Here is a 14,125-nt window from a genome sequence, read left to right as displayed (position 1 = left end):
ACAAAAGCTCACTTCGGTGGGCTTTTTTATTGCAACTCATCTGAATATTTTTTATCTTGAAACCTTAAGAATTTAGATTGATAAAAAACAATGTTATTGAGTAATTTAGAAAGTGTGCCAGGCCACCAGATTGTAAAGCAGCTGGATGTTGTTTACGGAAGTACCGTTCGTAGTAAGCATGTTGGCCGTGACTTGATGGCAAGTTTAAAAAATATTGTGGGTGGTGAACTTACGGGTTATACCGAATTATTAGAAGAATCTCGCCAAGAAGCCATGCAGCGTATGATTGTAAAAGCCCAGCAACTTGGTGCGAATGCAATTGTGGGTATCCGCTTTTCAACTTCCAATATTGCACAAGGTGCTTCTGAGTTATTTGTATATGGCACAGCAGTGGTTGTACAGCCTCAAACCCCTCATCTACCCGATCCATTTAATGCATAGGTAGAAAATGGACAATCTTATTTTTCAGCTTGTTATTTTTCTCATTCTTTTCAGCATTGGTTGGGGTTTTGGCCGCCATATTGAACGAAAACATTTGAATGAACTTCTAGAAAAAGAGCAACAATTTGCCCATATCAGAATTGATACCAATCGTTTTGCAACGAGTGACCAACTGGGCCACTTTATTAGCAGTAATGTTGTGATTTCTCATGATTACTTTAAATATGTATTGGCATCTATAAAAAATGTTTTGGGCGGAAGACTAACCAGTTATGAAAGTATTGTTGAGCGTGCTCGCCGAGAGGCGATTGTACGTTTAAAACAACAAGCGCAAAGTGTCGGTGCTACTCATATTATGGGAGTTCGGCTGAGTACAACCGAACTCGGAATGCAAGGCGGAATGGTCGAAGTTTTTGCTTATGGAACAGCAGTTAAAGATTAATACTGCCCAACCTCAGAAAAATGAATACGTGGATTGCCAATATTTTTAGTTAAATGTTGGCAAATTCGGGTAATTTTCCATTGGTCTTGTTGTTTTGCCAAAGTAAAATAATAACGACCAAAAGAATGAAAATAATCATTTTCTGAAAAACGATAAATTTGATAATTACATTCTAGCCATGCTTGATCTTGTTCAATCCGAACCAGAGGATTGCTCAAATTGTGCTGTAGTCGCAAATGGGATAAAGCTTGTTGCCGAGAACCTTTATATTCATGACAAGACACCACACATAAAGGCTCTCCTCTAAATTGAAAATAGTCCACCTCAAGTTGATCTGCCAACAACTCATCAAAAGCATCCCAATTTTTCTGATCAAAGACCAATTGAAAACGCGTGACGACTTCTAAAATACGGTGATAATCCTGATCCATGGCGAACCTTCTATGCGGGTTTTTCACCAATTTAGCACGGCAAAATCACTTTTTTATTTTACTTTTGTTTTCCGAATCATTTTATAAAGAAGTTTTGGTGACATTCGAGAAACCATTACACCTAGTTTTTCTTTAGTCCCACCCACAACAATATATTCTTGACCCTGTACTAACGCTTTTACAGCTTGCTCTGCAAAAACATCTGCCTCTAAACCATTTTCAATTGCTTCATCTTGATGGCCTTGAGGTTCCCCTGCACCATTGAGTGCATTGAAAGAAACATTAGTTTTTACAAAACCAGGGAAAATAACCGAAACTTCGACACCTTGATCTGAGACCTCAGCACGTAAACTATTTGCCCACATGTGAATCGCTGCTTTAGCAGCCGAGTAGCTTGCACGGTACTGTGTACCCAATAAACCCGCTACACTCGACACAAATACAACTCGGCCAGACTTTTGTTTTAGCATGGTCGGTAGGACGGTTTTAGTTAACGCAACTTGTGAGAAATAATCGACTTCCATGATGGCGCGTTCGGTTGCCATTGTCGTGTCTTTAATTAAAGCACGTTGACTCAAACCTGCATTATTGATGAGCCAGTCAATACGGCCTTTCGCCTTTAAAATCTGCTTGTAAGCGTCTTGAACCTGCTTTTCATCAGTAATATCTGCGACCACAGACAAATGATGATCGGGATTTAATAAGCCAACCCGCACTTCTTCTAATTCTTCAAAACGACGCGAAGTCAAAATCAGCTTTGCGCCTTGTAAAGCCAACTCCCCTGCTAAGGCCTTACCCAAACCAGAAGATGCGCCCGTAATCCATACCACTTTATTTTGCAAAGTATCAAGTTTGGCCATGTGATGTTCCTATTATCTTTTTAAATTATGCTGCTTGGTGCATGAAGGCCAAAAAGTGGTTGATATAATGAGTTGCTGTGGTCTGATCGACCTGTGTCCCTAACTTTTCCAAACGTTTATAGCCCAAATGCGTCGTCATGTTGATGACTCCGTTAAGAGTTTTATCGACAACCAAATTAAATTTTAAACGCTTTTTAGGTTCACGTACTAGGCTTGTTACGCCTAAATCCACAATTTGTATGAGTGTTTCAAATGCAGCCGTAATGCTTTGCATATTACCGTCACGAATTTGCTGGGTAAGGGTTTCGGCTTGTTGTACGAGTTGAAGTGTGACCGGATAGGTAATATAAACTTGCTGCCCTTGCTCTTTCATGAGAGATGTCATGTAGTCAACTAAAGGTAAAAGACGTTCATTTCCAAAGAATGAAACTGACCAAGGCATGTATTTTCGAAAAGTCTCTAAAACTTGCTGAATAACTTTTTCAGACTCAGCTTGTTGTTTTGGAGACATGCTTGCATTTCCTGACTGTAAAAGCACAGAAAAAACCTGCTCAATAATTTCACAAGAAAGGTCAGACAAGACATCCCCCAAAACTTTTGCCTGACTTTGGCTTACCCCATCATGCAGTTTTTGCCGAATAGCCTCGAATTGTGTATAAGTCGAATCGGAAATTTTCAAAAAAACTTCATAACTCATCAGCAGCATCCTTTTTCAATTCTTTTGTAATTTTTGTGCCGTGTCGCCACACGATTAAATTGTGATCCATCTTTCATAAATCTACCGTTTTTTGAAAAAAATACAAAACCGTTTATCTGTTTTCAGCACATTAATTTCGAGGCATTTTTTTGCTACAATAGATGCAATTTTTTATGCATATTCGATCTAAGCTACTATGACTGACGCTCAAACCGCTCAAAATATTGCAACCACATACGATCCAACCGAGATCGAAAAGAAGTGGTACAAAACGTGGGAAGAACAAGGTTACTTCAAACCTTCTGGTCACGGTGAATCATTCTGTATCATGATTCCGCCACCAAACGTCACTGGTAGTTTGCACATGGGCCATGGCTTTAACAATGCCATTATGGATGCCCTCACCCGTTATAACCGCATGATGGGTAAAAACACTTTGTGGCAACCGGGTACAGACCATGCTGGTATTGCAACTCAAATGGTTGTTGAGCGTCAACTTGGCTTACAAGGCGTAACTCGTCACGACTTAGGCCGTGAAAAGTTCATTGAAAAAGTTTGGGAATGGAAAGAACAATCTGGCGGCACAATTACGAAACAAATTCGTCGCTTAGGTTCATCTGTAGACTGGTCACGTGAACGCTTCACGATGGACGAAGGTTTATCAAACGCAGTTAAAGAAGTATTCGTTCGTTTGCACGAAGACGGTTTAATTTATCGTGGTAAACGTCTTGTAAACTGGGACCCTAAACTTCAAACAGCTCTTTCTGACCTTGAAGTAGAAAGCAAAGAAGAAAAAGGCTCACTTTGGCACTTTAAATATTTCTTTGAAGACAAATCAGTTAAAACTCAAGACGGCAAAGACTATTTAGTTGTTGCAACAACTCGTCCTGAAACTTTACTCGGCGATACTGCCGTTGCCGTTCATCCAGAAGATGAGCGTTATGCGCACCTTGTTGGTAAAAATATTGTATTGCCAATTACGGGTCGTTTAATTCCGATCGTTGCTGACGACTACGTTGAAAAAGACTTCGGTACTGGCTGTGTAAAAATCACGCCTGCTCACGACTTCAATGACTATGACCTAGGTAAACGCAATAGCTTACCAATCATTAATATCTTCAACAAAAATGCCGAAGTTTTAGGTGAGTTTGAATATATTGCAAAAGCTGGCGAACAAATTTCTAAAACGATTACTGCACCTGCAGACTATGCTGGTTTAGAGCGTTTTGAAGCACGTAAAAAATTAGTTGCCCAAGCTGAAGCTGAAGGCTGGTTAGATCAAATCCAACCATATGACTTAAAAGCGCCACGCGGTGACCGTTCAGGTGTGATCATTGAGCCATTATTGACTGACCAATGGTATGTAAAAATTGCGCCTCTTGCTGAGCCTGCAATTGAAGCAGTTCAAGATGGCCGTATTAAGTTTGTTCCAGAGCAGTACAGCAACATGTACATGGCGTGGATGCGTGATATTCAAGACTGGTGTATTTCACGTCAGCTTTGGTGGGGTCACCGTATTCCAGCTTGGTACGATGAAAATGGCAACATCTATGTTGGCCGTAACGAAGAAGAAGTACGCGCGAAAAATAACATCGCTGCTGACGTTGAACTTAAACAAGACGAAGACGTTCTTGATACATGGTTCTCATCTGCACTTTGGACATTCTCAACTTTAGGTTGGACTGGCGACGCACAAAAAGATGCAGCAAATGATTTCTTAAAAACTTTCCACCCAACAGATGTGTTGGTGACTGGTTTTGACATCATTTTCTTCTGGGTTGCCCGCATGATCATGATGACCTTGCACTTTATGAAAAATGAAGATGGTTCATCGCAAGTTCCATTTAAGACTGTTTACGTTCACGGCTTGGTACGTGATGGTGAAGGTCAAAAAATGTCGAAGTCTAAAGGTAACGTACTTGACCCATTAGACTTGATTGACGGTATTGATTTAGAAAGCTTAGTTGCAAAACGTACAACTGGCCTAATGAACCCTAAAGATGCAGCGAAGATTGAAAAATCAACGCGTAAAGAGTTCCCAGAAGGCATTAATGCTTATGGTACTGACGCAGTTCGTTTCACGTTCTGTGCACTTGCAAACACTGGTCGTGATATCAAGTTCGACTTAAAACGTGTTGAAGGCTACCGTAACTTCTGTAACAAAATCTGGAACGCAACTCGTTTCGTTTTGATGAATGTTGAAGGCCAAACTGTTGGTCAAGAAGCGCGTCCTGATCTATGGGAACTTCCAGAACAATGGATTATCAGCCGTTTGCAAAAAGCAGAAGCTGCTGTACATCAAGCGTTTGCAACGTATCGTTTAGACCTTGCTGCTCAAGCGATTTACGACTTTATCTGGAATGAATACTGTGACTGGTACGTTGAGTTAACTAAACCAGTTCTGAATGATGCAGAAGTTTCAGAAGAGCGTAAAGCTGAAGTACGCCGTGTATTACTTGCTGTGATGGAAGCTTCATTGCGTTTGGCTCATCCGCTTATGCCATATTTGACAGAAGAAATCTGGCAGACTCTTGCACCAATGCTTGGTCAAGGCGGCCCAACGATTATGACTGCTCAATACCCGATTCCTGAGCAAGCAAAAATCAATGAACAAGCTGAAGCAGATATGCAATGGCTTCAAGGTTTGATTGGTGCCGTACGTAACATCCGTGGTGAGTTGGGCTTAGGTAATGCGCGCTTGTTGCCAGTATTACTTCAAAACACATCTGATGCTGAACGTGAACAAATTATTCGTATTGAAGCATTGTTCAAAGCATTGGCTAAAGTTGAAAGCATTGAGTTCTTGAATAAAGACCAAGAACCACCTTTGTCTTGCTCTAGCGTTGTAAGCCATGCATCGGTATTTGTACCAATGAAAGGTTTAATTGACCCTAAAGCTGAGCTTGCTCGTTTGCAAAAAGATTTAGATAAAATCCAAAAGCAACATGACCAAATTGCGGGCAAACTTGCAAACGAAGGCTTTGTATCTAAAGCACCAGCAGCGGTTGTTGAAGGTGAAAAAGCGAAGCTTGCTGAGTTTGCTGCTCAGTTAGAGAAAGTTAAAGCGAATATGGAGCAAATTGCTGCGCTTTAATCTTTAAAGTTTACAATTTAATCTGTAGTATAAAGGGTTGATTATTCAGCCCTTTATACTAAGATTAACATATGAAAAATTTTACTTTAAAAGCATTTAAAATATTGAATTTAAACAACGAATATGATGTTTCTCTAGAATTTCGTGACAATAAAAAAATTATAGTTTCTGAAAATGGTAGTGGAAAAACTACAATTTTAAATATTTTTTACAGTTTTTTTTCTTTAGATTATAAGTCAATCTCAACTTATAATTTTGACTCGATTATTATAATACTTTCTAACAATCTAACTTACAAATTTTCAAAATTAATTTTAAGATCTTTTTTAGACTCAGAGCGACTAAATAGTTTAAATGATTTTATCAATAGTGACTTTATAGAAATATATAAAGATTTTATTCAGAGAAATAATATAAATCCCAATAAAGAAGAAATTCGCCCTCTTAACTCTACATTTACTGCATTAATTTATCTGTATGTTTATGAAAACAAATTTAGTAGCAAAGTAATAAAAAATACAAGCTCAATAATAAAATCTGAATTAAAATCAAAAAACAACAATGAAATTTTAAAAATAATAAAAGATTATGAAGACATTCTATCACTTTATTTTCAAGATTATAATGATATATTTCAAAACTATGAAACATCATTAAAAAATGAACAAAATATTAATGAACTATATCTCAATATAAAAAGTAAATCTAAAAACCAATCAAAAAACATAATTGAAGATATGCAAGAACAGCTAAAAACAATGGAGGTCCGTGTTAATTTATTCAAAGAATTTAAAGATTTAAAGATTATTTACCTACCAACATATCGTAGAATTGAGCATAACATCGATTCTTTGTTCGATGAATTTAGCAACAATGAATTAAATTATGAATTTATGATTAATAGTAATGATATTAAAGAAAAGTTTATGAGTAATAAGCTAATTCAATTTGGTATAGAAGATATCGAAAACACTTGGAGAGATATATCAATAAATCTAAGAAAATCTATGATTGATGGATTTAATAAGTTTAGTGGTCTCATGCTAAAAAACTCAATTTCCTTCAAAAACCCAACCAAAAATCAAATTCAAGGTTTATCTGAAAAAATAAATACAATAAAAATTATATTTGAAAGACTAGGTGAGGACAACATTTCAAAAGAGACGAAAAACAAAATAATTGAGCTATTAAGCACTAAAAATCAATTAAATCATGAAAAATATAATTTCTTATACTATATGTTAATAAATTTAATAAAGATTTATGAAAATCAAGAAAAGTCTGAAATAAATATAAAAAAATTTGTTAATATTTCTAATGAATTTTTTAATTTCAATAACAAAAAAATTATTTATGATGAGAACAATGTTGATATAAAAATATTAAAAAAATATAAAAAAGAATATAAAACTATTGAATTAAACAATCTATCATCAGGTGAAAAACAAATTATTTCACTTTTTACTAGATTACTATTAAAAGAAACTAGTGAAGAAGTAAAATATTGGATAATAATAGATGAACCAGAATTATCTCTTTCGATAGAATGGCAAAAAATTTTATTACCAAATATATTAAAAACTGATAGATGTGAATTCTTATTTGCAACTACACACTCGCCATTTATATTTTCAAATGATTTAAAAATCAATACTGCTGATCTTTCTCTAGAAATGAAGGAATCTAACAATGACTGATCGCGTACAATCCATGTTAGCTGAGTTAGAAGATGACTCTGTCACTTTTAAAATTTTTATGGAAAAATTTGAAAAAAACTCAAACAGATATTTTTTATTTTTTGAAGGCGAGGATGATATAAATTATTATAATATTAGCTTAAATTCCTATCTAGGATCATTTCAAGAGGATTGGGATTATATAGTTTCTTATGGTCGAAAAAATGTTGAATTAATTATAAAAACCTTAGAAAACCATACTAAACAAGAATATAGATCATCATTTTTTTTTGGTTTTATTGATAAAGATTATCATGAGAATCCACCATCCTCTAATAAAATCTATATGACACCTTATTATTCAATTGAGAATTTCTATACTAATGATATTTTCATTCGTAATATTTTAATTCATAAGTTTAAATTTACAGATGAAAATCAACCTCTCAGCTCATCCGATTACAATATATGTTTTAATAAATTCATGATACTTCTAGAACAATTTATTAATATAATTCAAGATCTAGATGCTTTAATTCGAGCGAATAGACTCATGTATGAAAATAATATTACAGATTTAAAAATTAATGCACGGGATCTAAATTTAGATAATATTATTTATATAAGCTTAGATGAGGTAAAACTACGCATAAATCAATCATTATTTGAATTTATTAATGTAGATGAAGATAATTTTGAATCTACTTTTTTAGAAAAAGCTAAGTTATTTTATAAAAATAAAGGCTTAACTGAGCTAAGTTATTTTATCCGTGGGAAATTCATGCTTTATTTTATTCATAACTTTATTTTCAGATTAAAAGAAGCATCTCAAAATAGAGAATTAAAAAAAATATACTATAAAAATACAATAAAGAAGTGTCGAGATGAAAATAGGAAATTTAAATCAATTAATATTTCTGTTTATAAAGAAAGCCATGATATTATTTCCGATTTCTCTCAATATGCGATTCGGCCTATATGCCTTAATTCTTTTTTAGAAAGAGTTGCTACAAATCATAAAAAAATTGCTTAAAAAATCAACTTGCTCCTAATCTCATATCTATTAGGATTAGGAGCATTTACTTAAAAATTAAAGCACCCCACCACCCAACAACATCTCTATCCCACTCACTTTTTTCATATGTTTTAAACGTTCCTTTTCCCACTTCAACTGCTGCTTTAGCTCAACACAGTCAGCATCTACCGCTTTATAAATATCACTAATATGTACATGCTCTGCTTTTACATTTTTTGCTAATTGAAAAGAATCTAAAATCTCAGCTATTTGGCTTTCAAGCTGCTTACTTTGTGCATCTAAAGCGAGTTTATAAAACCGCAACTGCTCAGCAGATAGCTCTTTAGCGCCTAGCCCTTTATTCTGTTCAAGCTGTAACTGAAGTTTGAGTAAATAAAACAAATCCTGCTTTTCATAAGCCTGACTTGCCTGTTGGAACAGCTCCGTTTTTTCTTCTTTTTTAGTTTCATCTTGCTCGCGGTCTGGGTGAATCATCGCGGCAATTTTTAAATAGACTGTTTTAAGTGACTGCGCTGCCATTTGCTCAGCTTGTTCACGTTTCTGTTGTTGTCTTTGCTGTTTAGCTTGTTCCCGCGCTTGTTGTTGCTCGGCAGCATACTGTTCAAAGTCTTCTTCTAACTCTACGCTTTGCTCAGAATTTTCATCATATTCAAATTGTATTGACTGAGCTTTTTTATTCTTTTTTGCCGATTCCGCTGCATGTTGCTGATAAAAGGTATCGATCTGCTTTACCAGCTCCAACTGTTCAGCAGATAGCATTTTTGAGCGCTTCAACATTTGTGCAAGCTGGGCAATTTTTTCATCGATTTGTTGTATATCCGCTTTAGAAAACTCATGGCTATGCAATATATTCCAAAGTTGCTCTAACTGCTGAAATAGCACTATATGTAAATCATTATACACAGGCATCAGTTTTTGGCGTATGTGCTGTTGAATCTCAGCTTGTGCATTTTGCCATGTGCTCAGGCTAACTTTTTGCTGTTCTATTTTATCAATCAGGCGATTCAGTTTTTTCTGCTGTGCAGACGGCTCAGACCTTTGCTGCAAGCTGACTTTGAGATCAAAGGACATACTCATCCACCTGAAAAAGAAAAAAGTGTAGCAATAATCAGATGAGGAAGGTAGTAAAGCATTTATTAAGTCATCATCAACCTATTCATTTTTAAAAAATAGAATGTGTCTTAACTAAAGTTTATATTTTAAGAAATCCACCAAATCACTAATGGCAAAGTCACGGCAGCACATAGAGTTTGAAAGCTAATCACGGCTGCCATAAGTTGACTATCACCACCCAAAACTTTGGTTAAAATGTATGAAGCAGAAGCAGTCGGTAGCGCAAAGAAAATGACTAAAATTTGTGTTTGCAAACTTGGTAAATCAAACCACATGCAGACCATATAAGCCAAAGCAGGTACTGCTAAAAGTCGAGCAAACGTATCTGCTGCCAATACCATAATGTCTTTTTTAATTTGCATAAACTGTAAAGCTGCGCCAACACATAACAACCCTAGTGGCAAACTCGACACTGAAAAAAGCTTAATAAACTGAGTAAAGCCTTCCCAAATTGGGATTTGAAGTGCATTGACTGCTGCTCCGACCACACATGATGCAATCAACGGGTTTTTAAGGAGTGCAATCAAAACAGGTTTAATTGCCATGTGTTCTTTAGAGGTTAGAGCAAGCACCGAAATAACATTCACAAGCGGAATGCAAAGCGCCAATAAAATTGCCAGTATTGCCATTCCTTCACTTTTAAAAAGCGATGTCACTAAAGCCAAACCAATATAGGTATTAAAGCGAACCATACTTTGTACGTGCACACCAAAACGTGCAGGTGGTATGTGCCAAAATATTCGGAGGATGTATAAAAAGATGGTGACTGCTAAAACCACAACCAACATCGCAATGATGGCTGTACTCAAGCTTTGTAAGTCAATTTTTGCGGTCGATAGCGTACTAAAAAGTAAAGCGGGAAATAGAATATAGTAATTTAACTTCTCTGCCCCAGCCCAAAACTCATCGCTAAAAAAACGATATTTTTTAAATAAGTATCCCGATGCAATTAATGCAACTAAAGGAAAGAGAGATAAAACAATACTATTCATTTCTTTACTCGAGTTTTGTTAGGGCTTGCTGTTTTGGCAATTCGCTTGGCTTACTCATATATTAAAGATAATGAAAACTCATGATAAAATGAGTTTTTACTCATAACAAATACAACATGACATTTACCCAGCTTGAAATTTTTGCACTCATTGCTGAACTAAAAAGCTTCACTGCTACTGCAGAAAAGCTGGGAATTTCACAGTCGGCAGTTTCCCATGCGCTTAAATCATTAGAACAACAATGGGGCATTAACCTGATTTCAAGAACTCAAAGCGATATTGAGCTCACCACGACAGGCCAGCAGCTACTTACACATGTAAAAGAGTTATTGAGTATTTCCGATACATTAGAAAAAGAAGTGGCTGCCATCCACGGTTTAAACGAAGGAACATTACGTATTGGTTCTTTTGGGGCTTCATCATCTATTTATCTATTGCCTGAAATTTTAGAAACCTTTCGGCAGCGCTACCCTAAGATCGAGATTTATATTGATGAAGGTGAAGATAAAGAAGTTGCCCAGTGGCTATTGGAACGGCGTATAGAAGTTGGTTTCTTGATTATGCCAGATGAGCGATTCGATACATTCCCTTTGATTGAAGATCGTTTTGTGGCCCTAATTCCGAATAGTTACTCGCTCGCCCAACAACTCTATATTGATCCAGTACAGCTAGAAAATTGCCCTTTTATTATGACAATGGCGGGTAGTCGACATCAGGTCGAATTAATTTTAAAAAACTTTGATGTGAAACCAGACATCAAGTTTTATGTGTCACAAATTCTAAGTATCGTCAGCATGGTCCATAACCAGTTAGGGATTTCGATTGTCTCTGATATGGTGCTCACCAAAGAGTTACTCTCACTCTATCCAAATGTAGTTAAACGCCCTTTTAAACCGAACCTTAAACGTTCTATTGGTCTCGCAGTCAAAAATAAAAAGCACATGAGTCCCGCTGCAAAAGCTTTTATTGAAGTCGCACAATCGGTTTGGTCAGATCATTAATTGAATATGAGCGAGTCTTTTTTAAACTTTGAGAACGAACTCTTTCAGGTCAATTTATAAGCGTATTAGATGACTTGTAACGTAAAAAGCGCCAAAACCGCCCCTCTTTAACCAAATCAACGCACCATTTATCGCCAAAAACTACTTATTTAATCCAAATTGGTGCGCTTATTGCATATTCACTTTTATGCAATTGAGTTTGTTTCGACAAACTTAGGTTTTTAGATTCCTTAAATCTATTTTGGTGCAATTTACAGACCCAGATTTGTTCCAAAATGGAATTTAGCACTTTTTTCGAGCATGCTATGCAAAATGTAGATCTATTTTTCTTATTACTTGGTGCTGTTTTGGTTCTTGCCATGCACGCAGGTTTTGCATTCTTGGAACTTGGTACGGTTCGCCATAAAAATCAGGTGAACGCACTTAGTAAAATTCTGACTGACTTTGCCCTTTCTGCAATCGCATATTTCTTTGTTGGCTACTACATCTCTTATGGCCAGCACTTCTTCCATGATGGTACGGTTTTATCAAGTGATCATGGCTATAACCTTATGCGTTGCTTCTTTTTACTCACTTTTGCTGCGGCAATTCCTGCCATTATTTCGGGTGGTATTGCTGAACGCGCAAAAATGCGTTCACAAGCAATTGCCACACTCGCTTTAGTTGCGCTGGTATATCCATTTTTCGAAGGTATGGTCTGGAATGGTAACTACGGTCTGCAAAAGTGGTTAGAAACAACCTTTGGCGCAGCTTTTCACGACTTTGCGGGTTCAGTCGTAGTTCATGCCATGGGCGGTTGGATTGCACTTGCTGCTGTCATTTTATTGGGGGCGCGTTCTGGTCGTTATAAGAAAGATGGTCGTGTAAGTGCTCATCCGCCATCTTCTATTCCATTTTTAGCGCTTGGTTCATGGATTTTGATTGTTGGCTGGTTTGGCTTTAACGTGATGAGCGCGCAACGTGTTGATGCAATTTCTGGTCTGGTTGCCATTAACTCACTCATGGCTATGGTTGGCGGAACCATTACAGCAAATGCGATTGGAAAAAATGACCCTGGTTTCTTACATAATGGTCCACTTGCTGGTTTAGTGGCAATCTGTGCAGGCTCTGACATTGTTCATCCAATCAGTGCACTTGTTATTGGTGGTGCAGCTGGGGCTATGTTTGTATATCTATTCACCTATACTCAAAACAAACTTAAAGTTGATGATGTACTTGGTGTCTGGCCGCTACACGGCGTATGCGGCGCATTCGGTGGTATCGCAGTAGGTTTATTTGGTCAACAATGGCTTGGTGGCTTAGGAGGTGTCTCATTCATCTCTCAACTCATCGGAACAGCGCTCGCGATCGCTATTGCGCTTGCTGGCGGCTTTATTGTTTACGGCTTGCTTAAAGCAACTATCGGCATTCGTTTATCTCAAGAAGACGAGTTCCGTGGTGCAGATTTGTCTATTCATAAAATTTCAGCAAATTCTGAAGAGGGTATGTTTTAATACTTTCTAAAGTGCTCAGGGCGACGATACTTCTCGTCGCTTTTTTATTTTTAAGGAAAATTGAACTTCTTTCTTCAGTATAGTTTAAGAGCAATTTAAGTTTTATTTTATGTAATGCCTTTACCCACAATCTAATTGATGTTGCATGGCATGAATCAACAAAAACAATTTTTCCAGATTAATATCATTCTTCTGTTTTTCAGTTTTTTTCTGCTTTTAATCATTTTTCCAGTGGGTGGGAAAATTGATATGTACCTCATCCAACCTTGGATCGATTCAACGGGTCATTTTTTCAATCGAGACAATTGGTATCTGGAAAGACTTAATCATGAGATTGTAAAGCAGATCATTACTGGCATTTATGTCATCTTTTTTAGTCTATGGCTTGCATCATTTAAAGTTGAGAAATTAAAGCTTTATCGCTGGCAATATGGTTATATGTTTTTTGTGAGCATGATTGGTAGCGCACTGGTTGGTCTCTTAAAATCACAATCTGCTCATGCCTGCCCTTGGAATATGATTCATCCTAACAGCTTAGGTGGCTATATTTGGGACTTTACTGCGAAACATGGGCATTGCTTTCCGGGTGGACATGCAAGCGCTGGCTTTATTTTAATGACAGGTTATTTTGTTTATCGTCTTGAACAACCCAAACGTGCCTATTTTTATCTCATTTCAGGCATTTTATTAGGCTTTATGATGGGATGGGCACAAATGATGCGTGGAGCACATTTCCTAAGTCATAATTTATGGACAGGTTGGGTCATTTGGGCGGTAAATATCTTATTTTATGCCGTTTGTATTCACCGCTTTGAGTTTGAAAAACGAGTCAAACAAGAACTTGTCTAA

At 36.6% G+C, this 14,125-nt stretch carries 13 protein-coding genes; 8 read left to right on the top strand and 5 right to left on the bottom strand.

The genetic code is table 11. The annotated features are described in order from the left end of the window. Positions 1 to 90 precede the first annotated feature (90 nt). A complete protein-coding gene (locus AAC388_RS03655; protein WP_104075287.1) occupies positions 91 to 441 on the top strand; it encodes a YbjQ family protein in 351 nt (116 codons plus the stop codon). Between the two features lie 7 nt (positions 442 to 448). Then, positions 449 to 883, top strand: coding sequence for a YbjQ family protein (locus tag AAC388_RS03650; protein WP_017400199.1), 435 nt, complete (start codon positions 449 to 451; stop codon positions 881 to 883). On the opposite strand, the gene AAC388_RS03645 is transcribed toward AAC388_RS03650, so the two are convergent. The 3 genes from AAC388_RS03645 to AAC388_RS03635 are packed head-to-tail and all read right to left on the bottom strand — an operon-like array spanning position 880 to position 2,871. Next, positions 880 to 1,314 carry a nuclear transport factor 2 family protein gene (locus AAC388_RS03645; protein WP_057085977.1) on the bottom strand — a complete coding sequence of 145 codons (435 nt, stop codon included), beginning with the start codon at positions 1,312 to 1,314 and terminating at the stop codon, positions 880 to 882. The genes AAC388_RS03650 and AAC388_RS03645 overlap by 4 nt on opposite strands. A gap of 53 nt (positions 1,315 to 1,367) precedes the next feature. Beyond that, positions 1,368 to 2,174, bottom strand: coding sequence for an SDR family NAD(P)-dependent oxidoreductase (locus tag AAC388_RS03640; protein WP_057085978.1), 807 nt, complete (start codon positions 2,172 to 2,174; stop codon positions 1,368 to 1,370). Between the two features lie 25 nt (positions 2,175 to 2,199). After that, the gene (locus AAC388_RS03635; protein ID WP_002116504.1) at positions 2,200 to 2,871 is read right to left on the bottom strand and encodes a hypothetical protein; all 672 of its coding nucleotides are present in this window, start codon (positions 2,869 to 2,871) and stop codon (positions 2,200 to 2,202) included. 196 nt (positions 2,872 to 3,067) lie between these two features. Here AAC388_RS03635 and AAC388_RS03630 point away from each other — a divergent pair, with 196 nt between their 5' ends. From AAC388_RS03630 to AAC388_RS03620, 3 genes are all read left to right on the top strand, one after another. Continuing rightward, positions 3,068 to 5,965, top strand: a complete 2,898-nt coding sequence (locus AAC388_RS03630) for a valine--tRNA ligase (RefSeq protein WP_044101603.1) — start codon at positions 3,068 to 3,070, stop codon at positions 5,963 to 5,965. A gap of 71 nt (positions 5,966 to 6,036) precedes the next feature. Continuing rightward, positions 6,037 to 7,662, top strand: coding sequence for an AAA family ATPase (locus AAC388_RS03625; protein ID WP_060466088.1), 1,626 nt, complete (start codon positions 6,037 to 6,039; stop codon positions 7,660 to 7,662). Continuing rightward, positions 7,655 to 8,674 (top strand): DUF4435 domain-containing protein, encoded by a 1,020-nt coding sequence (locus AAC388_RS03620; protein ID WP_060466087.1) that lies wholly within the window; start codon positions 7,655 to 7,657, stop codon positions 8,672 to 8,674. Before AAC388_RS03625 ends, AAC388_RS03620 begins: the two co-directional genes overlap by 8 nt. 57 nt (positions 8,675 to 8,731) lie before the next feature. Here AAC388_RS03620 and AAC388_RS03615 read toward each other — a convergent pair whose 3' ends face one another. Both AAC388_RS03615 and AAC388_RS03610 read right to left on the bottom strand, forming a co-directional pair. Then, the gene (locus AAC388_RS03615; protein WP_060466086.1) at positions 8,732 to 9,748 is read right to left on the bottom strand and encodes a molecular chaperone DnaJ; all 1,017 of its coding nucleotides are present in this window, start codon (positions 9,746 to 9,748) and stop codon (positions 8,732 to 8,734) included. Positions 9,749 to 9,876: 128 nt separating this feature from the next. Further along, entirely contained in the window at positions 9,877 to 10,782 is a 906-nt protein-coding gene (locus tag AAC388_RS03610; RefSeq protein ID WP_060466085.1) for an AEC family transporter, read from the bottom strand. 116 nt (positions 10,783 to 10,898) lie between these two features. Here AAC388_RS03610 and AAC388_RS03605 point away from each other — a divergent pair, with 116 nt between their 5' ends. The 3 genes from AAC388_RS03605 (at position 10,899) to AAC388_RS03595 (ending at position 14,125) form a co-directional block, all read left to right on the top strand. Further along, the gene (locus tag AAC388_RS03605) at positions 10,899 to 11,783 is read left to right on the top strand and encodes a LysR family transcriptional regulator (RefSeq protein WP_060466084.1); all 885 of its coding nucleotides are present in this window, start codon (positions 10,899 to 10,901) and stop codon (positions 11,781 to 11,783) included. A 305-nt stretch (positions 11,784 to 12,088) separates the two neighbouring features. Continuing rightward, complete coding sequence (locus AAC388_RS03600) at positions 12,089 to 13,276, top strand: ammonium transporter (protein WP_016143347.1); 1,188 nt, start codon at positions 12,089 to 12,091, stop codon at positions 13,274 to 13,276. A 138-nt stretch (positions 13,277 to 13,414) separates the two neighbouring features. Next, entirely contained in the window at positions 13,415 to 14,125 is a 711-nt protein-coding gene (locus AAC388_RS03595) for a phosphatase PAP2 family protein (RefSeq protein ID WP_342371206.1), read from the top strand.

Source organism: Acinetobacter sp. D009, from assembly GCF_038562025.1.
GTDB lineage: Bacteria > Pseudomonadota > Gammaproteobacteria > Pseudomonadales > Moraxellaceae > Acinetobacter > Acinetobacter pittii.
This window is presented reverse-complemented; position numbering and strand designations above follow the sequence as displayed.